Annotated in this window: 15 protein-coding genes; 4 read left to right on the top strand and 11 right to left on the bottom strand. The window is 45.3% G+C overall.

The features are described from left to right. The coding region (locus IEX62_RS24125; protein ID WP_188778715.1) for an IS3 family transposase at window positions 1–165 on the top strand (165 nt) is incomplete at its 5' end. Between the two features lie 117 nt (window positions 166–282). Here the strand turns inward: IEX62_RS24125 and brnQ are convergent. Together brnQ and IEX62_RS22985 are read right to left on the bottom strand one after the other, a co-directional pair. After that, a complete protein-coding gene (gene brnQ / locus IEX62_RS22990; protein WP_188778713.1) occupies window positions 283–1623 on the bottom strand; it encodes a branched-chain amino acid transport system II carrier protein in 1341 nt (446 codons plus the stop codon). Between the two features lie 373 nt (window positions 1624–1996). After that, window positions 1997–2458, bottom strand: a complete 462-nt coding sequence (locus tag IEX62_RS22985) for a hypothetical protein (RefSeq protein ID WP_188778711.1) — start codon at window positions 2456–2458, stop codon at window positions 1997–1999. An 896-nt stretch (window positions 2459–3354) separates the two neighbouring features. Here IEX62_RS22985 and IEX62_RS22980 point away from each other — a divergent pair. Next, entirely contained in the window at window positions 3355–3723 is a 369-nt protein-coding gene (locus IEX62_RS22980) for an iron-sulfur cluster biosynthesis family protein (protein ID WP_188778709.1), read from the top strand. Between the two features lie 314 nt (window positions 3724–4037). Here the strand turns inward: IEX62_RS22980 and IEX62_RS22975 are convergent, their stop codons facing one another. The 5 genes from IEX62_RS22975 to IEX62_RS22955 all read right to left on the bottom strand — a co-directional run bounded on the left by IEX62_RS22975 (window position 4038) and on the right by IEX62_RS22955 (window position 10854). After that, complete coding sequence (locus tag IEX62_RS22975) at window positions 4038–6971, bottom strand: transglutaminase family protein (protein WP_188778707.1); 2934 nt, start codon at window positions 6969–6971, stop codon at window positions 4038–4040. 270 nt (window positions 6972–7241) lie between these two features. After that, on the bottom strand, window positions 7242–7907 hold the full coding sequence (locus tag IEX62_RS22970; RefSeq protein WP_188778705.1) for a hypothetical protein: 666 nt from the start codon (window positions 7905–7907) through the stop codon (window positions 7242–7244). Window positions 7908–8641: 734 nt separating this feature from the next. Next, a complete protein-coding gene (locus IEX62_RS22965) occupies window positions 8642–9076 on the bottom strand; it encodes a MarR family winged helix-turn-helix transcriptional regulator (RefSeq protein ID WP_320544665.1) in 435 nt (144 codons plus the stop codon). 392 nt (window positions 9077–9468) lie between these two features. After that, entirely contained in the window at window positions 9469–10242 is a 774-nt protein-coding gene (locus IEX62_RS22960; protein WP_188778703.1) for an SDR family NAD(P)-dependent oxidoreductase, read from the bottom strand. A gap of 123 nt (window positions 10243–10365) precedes the next feature. After that, complete coding sequence (locus IEX62_RS22955; protein ID WP_188778701.1) at window positions 10366–10854, bottom strand: GNAT family N-acetyltransferase; 489 nt, start codon at window positions 10852–10854, stop codon at window positions 10366–10368. Between the two features lie 164 nt (window positions 10855–11018). Between IEX62_RS22955 and xerS the strand changes: the two genes are divergently transcribed. Beyond that, window positions 11019–12098 (top strand): tyrosine recombinase XerS, encoded by a 1080-nt coding sequence (gene xerS, locus IEX62_RS22950; RefSeq protein ID WP_188778699.1) that lies wholly within the window; start codon window positions 11019–11021, stop codon window positions 12096–12098. 222 nt (window positions 12099–12320) lie between these two features. Here xerS and IEX62_RS22945 read toward each other — a convergent pair whose 3' ends face one another. The 3 genes from IEX62_RS22945 to IEX62_RS22935 form a co-directional block, all read right to left on the bottom strand. Next, window positions 12321–12863: an NADPH-dependent FMN reductase gene (locus IEX62_RS22945; RefSeq protein WP_188778697.1), complete on the bottom strand. Its 543-nt coding sequence runs from the start codon at window positions 12861–12863 to the stop codon at window positions 12321–12323. A gap of 74 nt (window positions 12864–12937) precedes the next feature. Then, window positions 12938–13528, bottom strand: coding sequence for a molybdopterin-guanine dinucleotide biosynthesis protein B (mobB, locus tag IEX62_RS22940; protein ID WP_229686045.1), 591 nt, complete (start codon window positions 13526–13528; stop codon window positions 12938–12940). Beyond that, window positions 13525–14829: a molybdopterin molybdotransferase MoeA gene (locus tag IEX62_RS22935; protein ID WP_188778695.1), complete on the bottom strand. Its 1305-nt coding sequence runs from the start codon at window positions 14827–14829 to the stop codon at window positions 13525–13527. The genes mobB and IEX62_RS22935 overlap by 4 nt, the downstream gene beginning before the upstream one ends. Before the next feature lie 138 nt (window positions 14830–14967). Between IEX62_RS22935 and IEX62_RS23990 the strand changes: the two genes are divergently transcribed. Continuing rightward, the gene (locus IEX62_RS23990) at window positions 14968–15096 is read left to right on the top strand and encodes a hypothetical protein (protein WP_268239831.1); all 129 of its coding nucleotides are present in this window, start codon (window positions 14968–14970) and stop codon (window positions 15094–15096) included. Between the two features lie 377 nt (window positions 15097–15473). Here the strand turns inward: IEX62_RS23990 and IEX62_RS22930 are convergent, their stop codons facing one another. Next, complete coding sequence (locus IEX62_RS22930; RefSeq protein WP_188778693.1) at window positions 15474–15908, bottom strand: hypothetical protein; 435 nt, start codon at window positions 15906–15908, stop codon at window positions 15474–15476. Between the last annotated feature and the right edge of the window lies 1 nt (window position 15909).

The following is a 15909-nucleotide window of genomic DNA, read 5'->3' as shown; positions in this document are numbered from 1 at the left end:
TTCTCTCATCTCAAAACGGAGAAAATTTATCTACAGCAAGCAGCAAACCCAGCAGAGGTCAAGCAGCAAGTGAGCGAATACATTGCATTTTATAACCATGACCGATTTCAAAAAAAACTAAACAACCGTTCCCCGGTTGAATACCGAGAAACGGTTGTAGCTTGAAGTGGCTTTTTAATCGTGTCTACTTGACGGGGGGAAGACCAATATGGAACCCGTCTTTTTTGAATGCTATTCAGCTTTTTCCAAACTCATTCATTCCGAACATACTACATTACTGCATTAATTACGTTGATCAGCCGCTCCAGCACGATTACGCGCCATACTGATTACATAGCCACCAACCGCACCGATTATAGCTGGTAATACCCAGCCCATGCCGATATTATACATTGGAATATAGCCGCTCATAAATGTATCCAGCCAGCCCAGATGCAGCGGCGTTTCACGCAGACCATCTGGAATACTAACGAGAAATACGAGTAGCATACTGCCTTGATACACCAGACGATTGCCTTTAAACAGATGATGACAGAATGTCAAAATCATCAGCACAATCGCAAGTGGATAAATAATTTTCAACACAGGAACCGAAATCTGAATCAACTCATTCAGACCGATATTAGCAATCACAGCACTGAATATACACATGCCGACAACGAGCTTTTTGTATGCCAGACGCGGCAGTAGCTTGTGGAAATAGCTCGCACAGGACGTGATCAGACCGATACTGGTTGTCAGACAGGCGATCGTAATCATCAGACCGAGGAAGATACCGCCAGATGTACCAAAGTAGTAGCTCGACATACGCGCAAGAATTTGACCGCCATTTTCCAAATAACCAAATGCCGTTACACTGGATGCGCTAATGTACGAGAGCGATACATACAATACAGACAGGATAATCGCTGCAATACATGCTGCCTTGATCGATACCGTAATAACCTGCTTGCGACTCGTAGCACCACGCGAGCGAATCGCCTGAATAACAATAATCCCGAAGACAAAGGATGCCAGTGCATCCATCGTTAGATAGCCTTCCTGAAAGCCCTTGAACAGCGCATTACTTGCATACTTCGCTGTTGGCGGCTGTAGCGCACCGATTGGATACAGCAGACCTGCAATAATCAGAATACTAATAAAGGTCAGCTTGATCGGTGTTAAGACCTTACCAACTAGATCGACAATACGTGCTGGATTAAGTGAGAAGAAGCATGTGATCCCGAAGAAAATAATCGAGAACACGATCGATACCCACAGATGAGAGCCACCATCGAGAAATGGCTTAACTCCAATTTCAAACGATACATTACCTGTTCTCGGAATCGCAAACAGCGGCCCAATTGCCAGATATAGCACCGTAGTGAATACAACGCCGAAGGCCGGATGCACCCGGCTCGATAAGGATTGTAGATCTTCTTTGCCCGATACACCAAGCGCGATAACGCCAAGTGTTGGCAGACCGACACCGGTAATCAGAAAGCCGATGTTAGCAGCCCAGAAGTTCGTGCCTGATGATTGTCCAAGCAGTGTTGGGAAGATCAGATTCCCTGCCCCAAAAAAGAGCGCAAATAGCATTAATCCAATAACGATAATGAATGAAAAAGGTACTTTTTTCTCCAAAAAACAAACCTCCGATGAATCCTGCTTCTGCATGATTGATAATAAAATACTCCTTTACCGCGAAGACGCAGCAACGTGCAAGGCTGTACCAGAATACAGCCAATATCCCAATCCGTCTCCCTCCACTTGGACACAGACCAAATATGTTACGCACAGTGATATATATTTTAGCCTAAATTACGCAATGCCACAATGATAATCATCAACAATCTTTTGAACGATTGTGAACACACATGTCGGGTAGGTGACAACATTGTACGCTAAGCAGACTGAATGGACGATTTGTGACGATAAAGCAAAAGGCACACCCTTATACGCCGGGTATGCCTCTTGCTCTGAATGCGATAAACTCATATAACGATTCCAGTACTTCTCAGTCACTTCGACCAAAATGCAAAAAGTATAGCTTCCCATTCGTGAAAAACAGGAAGTCATCCCATTCTAGCTCGTAAAAGGAATATGGCTTACTATCTACACGAAAAGCTGTTGTCATACTGCCCTCACGACTCAGCCATTCCTTCAATATATGTATAAATTGGCGACTCGCCTGCTCCTGATCATAACCGATCGCACTATAATCTATCGCCTTTTGCCCCTCATCGTATAACCGATAAAAAAACCAACGTGGTAGTAGCTCCAGCAATGTCTGCTCCCATGCCGCCAAGCGATCCAGGCTCACCTGTGTTGGTGTCAGCTGCATGTATGCGCAGACGCTTTCTACCAGTGTCCCTGTAGCCCGAATTTCATCCAGATCGTAATCGAGCGAGCAATTCGCCTGCATATTCATCTGCGCGATGCCCTGTAAATATCCTTTAATATAATCCTGTGTCAACATGTCTCTTTTCCTCCTGCCGCCGCTTTTACACATCAGCAGACCTGCTGATCCATGCTCTTGCCATATGGGTGAGCGTCTGGTTATAGTCAGTCAGTTCTGTCAGCATCATGGTGCATGTGGTGTCTGATGCATATTGTAGCATGTGGGTGATTGTGGTGTCTGTTTTAATTTCTTCTTATGGATTGGGTGCGGGGATTACGATCGTGTGGGATTGCATACAACACTTCAGGCAGAGAACATGCCAGCGACCTCCGGTTAAGCCGGGATACTCCGAATATGGAAAAGCGGGCGTATCCCGGCTTAAAGGTCGGTCTTTTGGCATTGTTCTCTGCCTTCCGTTCCGTGCGTATAGCGTATAGGGGCTTTGGATGCTCGATGTAAACCTTAATTTAAAGTGCTAGCTGTAGGGTGTCACTCTGTTTGTATCTATATTTGTACCCATATCTGTACCTATACAAGTACCTGCACCAGTATCTATACCTGTCTTTTTCTCTGTCTCTGTCTCTGTCTCTGTTTCTGTTTCTGTTTCTAAAATATCAACCTAGCATCTCAGGCTAAACAATTTAAATACTGTATATACTTAAACATGACATAGTCATATACAACATTGCTTGTATTTCCGCTTTTTGCGTTTCTGCTTTTGTTTTACTACCGTTCTCTTTTCGAAAGTTGAAGACAAATATCATTCTGTTGAATATTAAAATTAGATATATTTTTTATATTTCAAACATATATATTGCATACAAATTAATTTTATGATATTATTAATGCATGGAATCATTACAGACGTAAATGAACGAGCGGAGCTAGCGTAGATATTGGAATTTCGTTTCTTACGCCTGTAGGTTGTGGTTAATATAGAAGTGTACTTATTTTGCAAAGGACAGGTGATATCGATGAGAATTCAAGTGACTGAGCTGGCAGACCGTAAATTGAGAGACAACCTTGCTGGTAAAGAAGGCATGTATAAACTGCTGTATGATACAGGTGAGGGTTGTGGTTGCGATGGTATTCCGGTGTTGCTGATTGTAGATCGTCAGGATGCGAATGATGAAGTCATCGAGACGAATTCGGTGCCGATTTTGATTGATCGTCAGCATCAGATTTATTTTGAAGCGTTGATGTCGCTGGATGCAGAAGCGAATTACACTTCCTTCAAGCTGCGTAGCGATTCGATGACGTATAGCAATAATGTGAAAATCCGCGACTTGCGTGGGATTGAGGTTCCAGCAAGTCAGGCTTCTAACTCCTGTGCGCTGCGCTAATGGCGTGGATAGATGGACGCTCGTTTAAGCGTTTAGACTAGCTGGTGATTTTGAAGGATATAATGTGAATGATCGCAACACATGCAAGCTGAATAATGTATTACAGACACGATGTCTGTTTATCATATAGATTGCTATTTCTAAATTATGTATCTATTCTAGTTATTTTATAGATAATCAATCACACCAAAGCGAGAGCTGTAGTATAGGCTCTCGCTTTGTTTGGGTATTACGATTGTATTGAACGCTGGGAATCGAATGAATGATATTGGAAACCTACATGTGTATGCTGATGCTATACCGTCCTGTATCTTCTATTCTTCTAACTTTAACTGATCCAGCACCTGAAGCAGATCACTGGCGGTTCCGGGCTTGTATCCCTGTACAGCAAAACGGATGCGCAAGCTTCGATCAATAATTAGTACGACAGGTCGTTGATCACCGAGTATCTGAGGTAAGGTTCTGGATAGCTCATGCAATATGCTTAGAGCAGGGTCATCATCTATGATCGCCTGTGGAGGTAATATGTTCGTTTCTAGCAGCGTTCGTTCGGATTGCGCTTGAAGTAAAAGTAGCATCGGTTCATCTCGTCCACGCCATGACTGCTCTAATTCGGCAAATTCTCGTAGCACATGCTTGGTCGGCTCACGCTCCGGCTCCAGCCATGCAACGACAACAGGCTGGGTAAGCGCTCCAAACTCAGAAACGGTGCCTACATTTATATTTTCTTCATCTGTATTTTCTTTATCTGTATTTCCTTCTTCTGCGATACCGTTTTCCAGCAATTTTACCTTTAATGACGATGATATAGATGCTGCGTATACAGGTATATTCTCATTTGCCTGTCGTAATTCTAGCTTCACCTGTACCCGCTGCCCCGGCTTCACCTCGAAAAATGTAAATCTTCCTAGCACGCTACCATCACGTAAGCGAGTTCCAGCCGTCAAGCGATAGCTACCCGGTAATACTTCATGAACACGTCCAGCTACGTTCTGATCTCCATACGGGAACTGTAGTGTTTCATACATTCCATTGTTCAGCAGTGCAAGGGTAAAGTCCTGATAATAGGCAGGCGGTAAAGTGTTACTGCTGTTACTGCTGTTACTGCTGTTACTGTCATTACTACTATCACTATTATTATTGCTATGACTGTTATTATGACGATCCCATGCCCCTGCTTCTATTTGAATATAGCCTCGATTACCAATGGATTCTAGCTCTGCTCCATCTGCTAACCGCTCGCTATCCCACTCCCCAGTAGCTCCACCCTCTACAGGTAATTCATTCGCCGCATCCTCAGCTACACCACGACTAGAATGACGGGATGGCTCATCTGTGAAATAAACATCATACCAGCGTCCATCCTGCGCGTATTGCGGCAATAGATGTAGTGGCTCCAATCTTGCCGGAATACCGAGTGAACGGGCAGCGGCAACGAATAGAATCGCTCGACTTAACGAGTCCACCACACCTAATCGATATGCACCCGCAGGTGTTGCCATACCGCTGTACCGATCGACATCGTTTAACAGAGTTACCTCGTGTTGTAGCTGCTCGGCAAGCTGCTGTGGCTGGGCACAAAATTGCTGCTGTAATGCAATATCCCAGCGCTCCGATAGATATTTCCGATACGGTGCCAGCATTTCCATATGAATACGCGGACAGAGAATATAGCGCTGAAATTGCTGCTTCTGCTGCTCCGAATTCGTTGCTAGATTGTGTACATACGGCAATACCCCATCTAAATAATCCTTCAGTGTGGCATATGTTATATCCTGCCAATCCTTCGGACGCATCGATTCCAGTAGCTGTAGAGCAAACTCGCGCTGCGCTGGCTCGATCTGCTCGAAAAATGCTACCAGTTCCTTATCATTCCCGCGTGCAGTATGCAGCACGATGGATAGACGCTCTACAGGCAATGACCAGTGGATCGCATACTGCTCTATATGCTCCGCTGTAAGAAATGTATGCTCATAGGCTGTACGAATCGCTGTTCCTTCGCGTACACGTTGCTCCTGCAATTGGCGATCTTCTTCGCTCACTTCTGGCCCGGGCTCAGGAACTGGCGCGGGTGGCGGTTGTACTTTCCAATCTACCGTATATGTCGGTGTCGATGTAGATGGTGGCGTAGAAGATGTACGCTCATCAGATCGTTCGTTTCCGACCGCCTGTATCACCTGATCCAACGTTGTAGTTGATTTTAATTGCAATAGCGCTGAGGTTTGCTCCGAATGTACAAAGCCTTCACACATAAACGCTCCATCTGATGTACGTGCATGAAGCAGCAGATCGCCATAACCAGTCGTCAGCCTGGCTTTGCCCTGTTCATCTGTTAGCAGAGTGGCCAGTGGATAAAATTCCGCTGCATTATATTGCTGACATTGCACCTCGGCTACACACGGCTGTCCTGATTCATCGACAGTCTGAATCTGTAGCTGCTTGGTAGCTGCATAACGGTCTAACAGATTAATCTCGGTATACCCATCATGAGTGGAGCAGACCTCCTCGGGCCCAATATAATCGGCAGGTACGCGAGTGTTGACCAGCATGGCACGCTTGGCAGGCAAGCGGAACCAGCCTTCATTGAGCACCTGCTCTGGTTCGCACGCACCGAGATAATGCCACTGTCCATCTGCCCATGCCTCCACCCAGGCATGATTCGAATCGCAATGCGCCCAGCGCGGTGTATAGCATTGCCGTGCTGGAATACCGATGCTGCGTAGGGCAGTGACGGTAAATGTAGACTGTTCTCCACAACGACCGAGTGCGGTACGCATGATCGTTAATGGAGACACCGTACGGATATCCGTGCCTGTATAGGTCGCATGCTCATGACACCAGTAATTCGTCTCAATAATCGCCTCCACCATGGATAGCGCGCGTACCCGATCAGCCAATAGCTCATAAATAACAGCTCGACTGTTATCTATATTTTCATTATTCACTCGGTAAGGTAACACATACTGGAGGAAAATCTCATCCGGTATCGTAGCGCCCCATGACATCTGCTGGCGCGTCTCCAGCACCTGACTTACATGCGCAGCAAAATATTCCCCATCATAGTCTGCCAGATCATGCAGTGGCATATAAGCATACAGATACTCCAGCAGCTCACGCTCCTGTGCATCTGATATATGATCCAGTACGGCGAATAGCTGCTGCTCCCTCTGTGACGCTTGCTTACGCTTCCACTCTAGCCGCTTCATCATACGGCTTCGATCCAAGCCATAGGTCAAACGATTTCCCATACTGCACTCTCCCTGCCTCGTTATCGTTGTACACCTTGCTAGCGGTACGGTTGCTGTTTCTACCTGTACCGCTATTGTACGCACAGCCCGAAGTCACCGTAAATATGGCATATTCACTATGTTGGATATGTAAAATATGAAGCTTAGCCGAAGCGAGTATACTATTCCGTATATCAAAAAAGCCGCAGTTCCGATGACTGCGACTTCTTTTTCATATGCTAAAAGCATTTCTTTCTCTTCTATCTAGGTATGAAGCTACAATTCCACCTGCTACAAATTTCCTTCTAATGTCAAACGATACCCATGCCGTATCAGCATCCGGTCGGCTTCCTCCCACATGCGAAGCTGGCTAAGGCATGCCTCTACCGTATAATCAAGCGCATTCGTCACAGCTTCCCATTCCAGTATTTCCAGTGGCTCAGGCTCGCTCTCCTGCACACTATACTCAATATCACTCTTCAAGTCTTCAACCAGATGTGGCAGCATGGTCAGATCCGCTTCAGGCATCGACATCACCTCATGCTCCAGATCCATATATTGCAAATGATAATGCGCCATTAGCCTGCCTCCCAGCTTGCTCAGATCGCGCTGGTAACGCTGCTTCGCCTCTGCACGTTCATCAGCAGGCAAATGATGAATCGTAGGAATATAGATGTGCTTGATCCACAGATCATCCGATAGCAAATGAAAATAATAACCGATATGAAATAATGAGCGCTGCTCGCGCAAATAACGTGCTGCAAAGCGCTCCAGATCAAAAAAACCTTCGCCTGCTGAATCCAGACGTATAAAGTGCGATTGTCGCTTGTTCTGATCACGCACACCATATTCCGCAACATCCGGTGCGAGATTACCAAGCATAAATTCCGGGCTATGCCAGCCCAGTCGACTTTCGATTAACGCAGCAATACAGTAATGCATCAGGCGCGAACCCATATGAATCCCTCCTCCGTTATGTATACGCCACTTTCGCCATATCTCCCTAGACTTGCTTGTAACTGTAAAATATCATACCACGTAATATTAATCTGTACACGTACACATCGATCCTCTGTATATACAAAAGCGCTTACTCCATGGTGGAATAAGCGCTTTTCCATATAGAATATTATATCGAAAGGCGAATCATAAGCGATTCACCATAACCAAAGTTAAGGGTCGGATACACCTGTGTTGATCTATACAGCGTCAACTTCTTCTTTTATCAGGGATATGGCGACAATAAATGAGATATTCGTATTCCGACCGGACGCAGCTATAATGGAACAGCATTGCATCTATATGAAAGGCAGCCTGCTTGCCAGAGCATAGCTACCTGGACAAACGTCGAATTGGAAAGATAACAGAAATTACATAAAAATGGACTCTATAACATAAAAAAATGAACTCGATAATATAACGATGAGATCGCAGATGGTATGGCGATAATTTTTAGCCGTATATTTAGCTGTGTAAAGAAAGCTTCAAACGGATAAGATCGCTTTATATCAAATTCATTGCTAACATTTAAAAATGATAGAATAAGTTTGTATACAGCATTCAAGTGGGAAAGAAAGGTCACAGGAGCTATTCCTGTAACCTATTTCGGATAACCTGTTTGTATCGACCTGTAAGGCGTCCATACCGTTATCCACTTTGCATGTTAGACGCATCGCAGACGTATAATTGGATTAGCTTTTAATTTTACCGATAATTTGACGGATTTGACGATTCAATTGTTCCAACTCTTCATGACTCAAGCCAGTCGATTGCAATAACGCCTGTGGAATGCAAGCAGATTGCTCCTGTAATGCGAGACCTTGCTCGGTAATACGGATTTTGACAACACGTTCGTCTTCAACAGAGCGCTGGCGTGTAATCAATCCAGATTCCTCCATCCGTTTGAGCATCGATGTCATCGTACCGGAATCGAGATAAATTTCCTTACCTAGCTCCTTGATCGTGCATTCCTTTTTATCCCACAATACAACCAGAGCCAGATATTGAGGATAAGTAATCCCCATTTCCTCTAGCATCGGCCAGTACATGCGCGTAATTGCACGCGAGCCTGCATATAGAGAGAAACAGAGGTGTTCATCTAATGCCAGTGTTTTCTTTTCTTCCACTATTCTCACCCTTTGCTTGGTGCAATTCATAGTTTGCATACGTAATATTTGTTTGCATTTATCATATCATATTCAGATATATTGTCAACAATTAATTGGTTATAAATTATTATATGTTCTATATAATGTAAGAAGACAAGCGTGCGTTTATATTGTATTACGTGTGATGTTGTAAAGCTTGAGCCGATGCAGTTGATATAGGGGTGGTTTTAGATGAGTAAATTCGTGCTTTTTAAAGAGGAACTTTGGCTTCTATTCAAAAAGGACAGCTCTCTTTGAAATGAGCTGTCCTTTTATTGTTCTGTTATGCGGTATTACAATATTCGTATTTCTCTAGACTTTGCTTGAGCTCCATGGTCGGATCGAGTCATGTAGAACAATACTGTCAGACATCAAAAACCAAAAATAGACATGCCGCCATCGACCATCAGCGTTTGACCCGTCATATAGCCTGCGGCATCCGAAGCAAGAAAGACGACCGGGCCGACTAGCTCCTCCATCGCACCAATTCGTTTTAACGGGGTACGATTCAAAATATCCTGCATATATTGTTCATCTGCAAGCACGGATTCGGTCAGTGGTGTACGGAAATACCACGGGCCGACACCGTTCACCTGAATACCATAATCTGCCCATTCGAGCGCTAGAATTTTGGTCATTTGGATTAATGCCGCCTTGGTTGCACCGTAAGCAACGCCAGTGCGCATCGCCAGATGCCCGGCGACCGAAGCGATATTAATAATACGACCGCCACCGTTATTTTTCATCCCTTCGGCTGCTAGCTGTGAAGCGATCAGCGCGGAATGCAGATTCGTCTTGACGATCGTATCCCACTCCATGTCAGTTACATCGAGTGCGCGGCTACGGATGTTCATACCCGCATTGTTCACGAGAATATCAGGTGTACCAAATGACAGCTCAAAGCGCTCGAAGGCTTCCTTCATCTGCTGTCGATCGGTCACATCTGCTACAAGGCATATCGCCTGACGGCTACTATGCTTTTCGATGAGCTGCTTGGTCACTTCCAGATCTGATCCAGTACGCGAGATCAAGCCTACATCCGCTCCTGCCTGTGCTAATCCGATTGCAAGCGCTTGCCCGATTCCTTTGCCTGCACCCGTAATAATTGCTTTTTTATTAGATAACGAAAACGTTGGTAAGTACATAATGTGTAAGTCTCCTTTGCAGGTTGTGTCCTGATTGCAGTTTCAGTCATGATGTTATTTACACAGCAAGCCCTACATGTTAAGCAGACAACTCCATGTTACCTTCGTGATCTATACGATCGGTTAGCGAAAGGAAGTAAAATACTGACTCGGCCCACCATGATCGAGCTCTATTTTTTCCATATACTGTCCTTCTGTATATTCCCCGATAATGCGGCGCCAGAATGCCTGTGCTGCCAGATTATTACTCACCTGTGTTACCTTCCAGCGACCCGGATAGCGACGGAACAGCTCACAGGCTGCCCATGTGCCTACACCTGAACGCCTGTATTTATGCAGGATAAAAAACTCGGTCATATAATAATCCGCTTCACCATTATCCAGCCGATCGACCAGCGCAAAGCCAGCAATATAGAAGCCAGAATAGATCAAATAAGGGAATTTACGTCCCGGCCGACTCCAGAATTCATCCAGATCCGGGTAGTCGGGAAAACGCCCCTTGTCCGTTAGTTCAATATTCAGATAATATGTAAAATCATATAAATAAAATTGCATCATTTCGCGAATAATCCGCTTCTTGCTTCGCGGAACCAACTCTAGCGCCAGCGTCATCCCTGTCCCTCCGATGTCGAAAATTACATTGCCTGTAAATGGAGCAGACGGCAGTATCCAGAATAGATGTTCTGCCTTCCTATCACTATATACCCTATTCCCAGAGCGACGCAAATCATATACCCATTTTATGATACAATCGGAGCATGAGGTGAGTTAACGATATGACGATACAAAAAATACAGGATCGACGTAAGCTGGATGACAAGCTCCCCTCCATGCCCTGGTACGTGGAGCAATTTATTAACTATAAGCTACCCGATCTCTCGCCCTCCACACTGCTGGAATACATACGGGATTATGAATCCTTTTTTGGATGGATGATTGCGGAAGGGCTATCGACTGCACAGCAGCTTGGCGATATCGCGCTACTGGAGCTGGAAACGCTGCGTATGGAGGATGTGACCGCCTATCGGCTCTATTTAACGACACGCGCCGAAGGTGCCAACACACGTGTCACCGTATCGCGTAAGCTATCCTCGCTGCGTTCACTTTTCCATTATCTGAGCCAGATTGCCGAGGATGAGGATTTCTATCCGTTGCTCAAGCGTAATATTATGGCGAAGATTGAGGTCAAACGGCTACACAAGCCGAAGGATACGGCTGCCAAGCTCAAGGGTAAAATTTTGGAGGATGAGGAGCTGCTGGAGTTTGTCGGCTACATTCTGGAGGGGCATCGCGAGACCATTGCTACCAACAAGCAGGCGCTATACTCGTATGAGCTGAACCGTGAGCGCGATGCATGCATTGCCAGCCTGATCCTCAATTCAGGACTACGTGTATCCGAAGTAGTCAATCTGAACTTGAACGATCTGGACTTGAATCAGAAAATGCTCTACGTGTCCCGCAAAGGGAATAACGATGAAACGTTCAAAACGCCGGTCTACTTCCGCGAGCAGGCACGCGATGAGCTCGTTGTCTATTTGCAGCTTCGTGATACACGCTATCGTACACCACGTAATGAGTCGGCATTATTCGTTGCTAAGCCCAACGGACAATCATCCGGCAAACGCATGACCAAGCGCGCCATCCAAGCGATGATTATCAAATACGCGAAGTCGTTCGGCAAGCCATACCTGACCGTGCATAAGCTGCGACATTCGTTTGCAACCGACTATTATTTACAAAATGATATTTATAAAACGAAGGAGCAGCTTGGACATGCTTCTACGGAAACAACCGAAATCTATGCGCATCTGACCGATAAAACGATGTCCGAGGCGATCGAGCGGCGTAATGATTAGCTGTATAAAAAATGAACATAAGATGCGATAAAGCAGAAGCTAGAACATGGATTCTTTTTATCGCTATATAGCGCTATAAGATGATATAAGACCATATAGCCTTATGAGACGATATCGCGTTATAAAACCAACAAAAACCGCCCTCTCCAGCTAGAAGGGGCGGTTTTCATCTTTATCTTACTAAATCGTACTCATTCACTTGTGGTTCAAGCATCCTGTCATTTATTCAAATACTTTATTCAGCTTCTCAGCCAGATCGGCGAATGAAGCAACCGCTGTGCGGATACGCAGCTCTGCACCTTCGTCTACAGGTGCACCCTCTGCATCAAATTCACGCTGTGCGCCGCCGATCGAGATCCATTCCGGGCAATTGATGCCGTGCAGGTTGCGTACGATCGTTTGCAGATGCAGCAGAGAGGCTGTACCTACTACACCACCGGCAGAGTTTGCAGACAGCACTGCCTTGTTATTGAAAAAGTCACTGTTCAGGAAATCGAGTGCATTTTTCAGTACACCAGATAGCGAGCCATGGTATTCTGGTGTTGCCAGAACAAGTGCATCTGCGCTCTTCGCCGCAGCGGATAGCTTCTGTACCTCCTCATGACCATAAGCTTCGCCTGGACCGTAGAGTGGTAACACATGCTCCTGCAAATTGAATACTTCCGTTTCATGTCCTTTTTCGTTCAGCAATCGTGCGATATAGTGGCACAGCTTTGTTGTCGATGCATCAGGGCGTGTACTTCCGGCGATCAAGGTTACTTTCATTTGTTCTCTCTCCCTTTTCTATAAATGGACTGGACATTGCTACTTGTGAGCCGCTATGATGTGCAGCTCGTTTGTTACGTGCTGGATTGTATGTAAGCATATAGTGCAATGAACATATCCATAATACCATCTTTACTATCTAAAATAATAGGTATATCTTTCAATTGGATATCATCCTCGCGCTTCACATACTCGGCAACCTGCTCTGGAGCCAGTCGACTATAGATCCAGTGGATACCTGTCAGCTCACTTAGCAGCTCCAGTCCTTGTTCATCTACCACCAGCGCTACCTTCGGATACTGCTCACGCTTAAAGCCTTCGATAAGAATTAGATCATATCCTTCTCGACTGCCCTGTAGCAACTCATCGATCAGCTGTTCTAATGAAGCGGGCTGCTCGCGAATAATAGCTGTACGCAGCGGCGACGTAATCGCAATTGCCACCGCTCCTGCCTCTGTATGCGCATAGGTATCTGTACCCGGATGATCCATTTGAAATGCGTGAGCGTCGTGCTTGATTACGGCTACACGCAAACCTTGCTGTACAAATAAACGCAGCAAGGACGTGACCAGCGTCGTTTTGCCAGAATTTTTGTAACCGACAATCTGTACGATAGGAGGCTGGCGATGCTGCAATGCAGATGGGTATACTGGCATATCATTCATCGATCCATCAGCCTTAGCACCTGTATAGTCGTGCCTGCTGGAAGTGGCTCACTTGTCGGCGGAATGATAATCAAGCAATCGCTATCTTTGATCGTAACCATCACATTAGATTCATCCAGCAAGGCAGGGTAAGCGACCAGACGACCATGTTCCACCTCGATACGTCCACGCACATAGCGAGTAAAGCTATTAATTTTCACATATTCGCGTCCAAGCTCTGCTTGCCACTGTAGTAAATAATCATGCTTCGATTGCATCATCTGACGAATCGTTGGGCGTACCAGTAATTCACAGCCAACAAAGCAAGCACCTGGATTGCCTGACAGAGCGAATAATAGCTTTCCATCCTTCACCGCTCCGGTCGTCACACTGCCAGGACGCATGGAGATTTTGTTAAATAGCATGTCTACCTCACCGCTACGTACCAGATCACCCATAATATCGTAGTCGCCGACGGATACACCGCCACTGGATACAACAAGATCATATTGCTCCAGCGCATTCATCATCATCGAGCGTGCCAGCTCCAGCTTATCTTCAATTGCGCCTAGCAATATCGGTTCTCCGCCTGCGGCTGCAATCTGTTGCGCTAGCATCAGTGAATTGCTATTACGAATTTTACCCGGTGCAATCGGTTCTTCTACACCCAGCAGCTCGGTACCTGTTGAAAATATCGCTACTCGCGGCTTGCGATACACCTGCACCGTATGTACACCAAATGTAGCAAGTACACTGATCTCCCCCGCTCCAATCTGAGCGCCTTGCTCTAGCAGTAGATCACCCTGCTGCACTTCCAGTCCAATCGGTGTAATGTTCCGTCCCTGCTCCACCTGACGCTTAATACCGACCCATGTACGGTCATTTTCAGTGCGCAGCTCGGTCATTTCGAGCATCACGACCACATCCGCTCCATCCGGCACCATCGCCCCCGTCATAATACGAGCGGCATAACCTGATGTAATCTCGTGGGATGGCGTATAGCCGCAGGGAATATTATCGATAACCTCTAACCAGACGATATGATCACTAGAAGCCTGCTCCAGATCAGCCGCTTGCAGCGCATATCCATCCATACCTGACCGCCGAAAATGCGGATATGGATGCGGTGCTGTAACCGACTGCGCCAGAAAGCGCCCCCCTGCTTCATGCAGCTTCACTTCCTCTATAGCAGCAGGCTGCACATAAGCAGCAATTTTCTGCTGTGCCGTTGCTGGTGTAATCGGTCTGCGATTGAATTTCCCATGATCCTGCTGCGCTTGATTTGATGCAGCTGAGGAATCTGAACCTGATTGTGATGTCATTTGCCTGTACTCCCTTCCGGTGTAAATCAATTGTTCTTTTGTCATTGTACATGATTGGAATGAGCTTTGCAGGTGGGTAAGGGAATTTTGCTGGGTGTATAGGGTTATGGCGTTGGTGTTGTAAGGGGAGTGGTGGTTTTGGTGGTTTTGGTGGTTTTGGTGGTTTTGGTGGTTTTGGTGGTTTTGGTGGTTTTGGTGGTTTTGGTGGTTTTGGTGGTTTTGGTGGTTTTAACGATTTTGCGTTGTGACGATATGCAGGTAGATTGATGAACTACTTTTGCTTGATTGCACGTATGTAGGTGAAGAGCTAAGGATTTTCTATTTTGAATTTTTCATGTAGTGTTTTTTTATCATTGATAGTTACATTTTTTAGTATTTAACTGTGGTCGATCACAATATGCACTTTGAATGTAAAAATATCGTTCTCTTAACGAAGTTATATCCATTTTCAAATAAAAAACGGACTGATTTGCCGAGAATTCTTACAAAAGATCGATTATATCAGCTGGAACCTTTTTGAGAGCACGATCACTCAAGATTCCAGCTGATTAAGATAGGAAATATTCAATTCACACATCATTAAATATTCGAGTACCCGTCTCTTTTAGCTAGAGGGTATATCATTATTCACGATTCAACCTTAATCATTCAGGTAAAAAGACACCAACTGTTGAAAAGTATAGCGATCTCATCGTATCTTCTTGATTTTCCAATGACATCTCTTGAAACCACGATTGTTTCATATCCTCTTCTGTAAAATTGATGTCTCGCCATAATACCAGGCCCAATTGAGGAAATCGATAGCTACAGCCATCCGATTCTGCTCGATCATAGGGTGAGATGGCGTCCAATAAATCGATAAGTTGAGTTGCTTTTACTTTAAACAAATCGATACCGTTGTATATGCAGCTTATATCTGCCTCTGCATTTATTTCTATAAAGCTTACCTTATCTTGTTCATACTCGATTTGAAAAGAATATGCAGTATTGGATAAGCACCGCTCTGCATCATTCCTGAGCATCCCGATATAGATATCTGCTATCGAAATGCCTGGTTGTACTTTAATAATAGTTGTCATT

It is taken from the genome of Paenibacillus hunanensis, assembly GCF_014645615.1.
GTDB classification, from domain to species: Bacteria; Bacillota; Bacilli; order Paenibacillales; family Paenibacillaceae; genus Saccharibacillus; species Saccharibacillus hunanensis.
The sequence above is the reverse complement of the archived record's forward strand: the minus strand, read 5'-3'. Positions and strand labels throughout refer to the sequence as shown.

Excerpts from the sequence above, each read along its gene's own strand:
- mobB (WP_229686045.1), bottom strand. The coding sequence starts at position 13,528 with ATGAATGATATGCCAGTATACCCATCTGCATTGCAGCATCGCCAGCCT.
- IEX62_RS22945 (WP_188778697.1), bottom strand. The coding sequence starts at position 12,863 with ATGAAAGTAACCTTGATCGCCGGAAGTACACGCCCTGATGCATCGACA.
- IEX62_RS22970 (WP_188778705.1), bottom strand. The coding sequence starts at position 7,907 with ATGGGTTCGCGCCTGATGCATTACTGTATTGCTGCGTTAATCGAAAGT.
- IEX62_RS22955 (WP_188778701.1), bottom strand. The coding sequence starts at position 10,854 with ATGACGCTGGCGCTAGAGTTGGTTCCGCGAAGCAAGAAGCGGATTATT.
- IEX62_RS22930 (WP_188778693.1), bottom strand. The coding sequence starts at position 15,908 with ATGACAACTATTATTAAAGTACAACCAGGCATTTCGATAGCAGATATC.
- IEX62_RS22975 (WP_188778707.1), bottom strand. The coding sequence starts at position 6,971 with ATGGGAAATCGTTTGACCTATGGCTTGGATCGAAGCCGTATGATGAAG.
- IEX62_RS22935 (WP_188778695.1), bottom strand. The coding sequence starts at position 14,829 with ATGACATCACAATCAGGTTCAGATTCCTCAGCTGCATCAAATCAAGCG.
- IEX62_RS22980 (WP_188778709.1), top strand. The coding sequence starts at position 3,355 with ATGAGAATTCAAGTGACTGAGCTGGCAGACCGTAAATTGAGAGACAAC.
- IEX62_RS22985 (WP_188778711.1), bottom strand. The coding sequence starts at position 2,458 with ATGTTGACACAGGATTATATTAAAGGATATTTACAGGGCATCGCGCAG.
- xerS (WP_188778699.1), top strand. The coding sequence starts at position 11,019 with ATGACGATACAAAAAATACAGGATCGACGTAAGCTGGATGACAAGCTC.
- IEX62_RS22960 (WP_188778703.1), bottom strand. The coding sequence starts at position 10,242 with ATGTACTTACCAACGTTTTCGTTATCTAATAAAAAAGCAATTATTACG.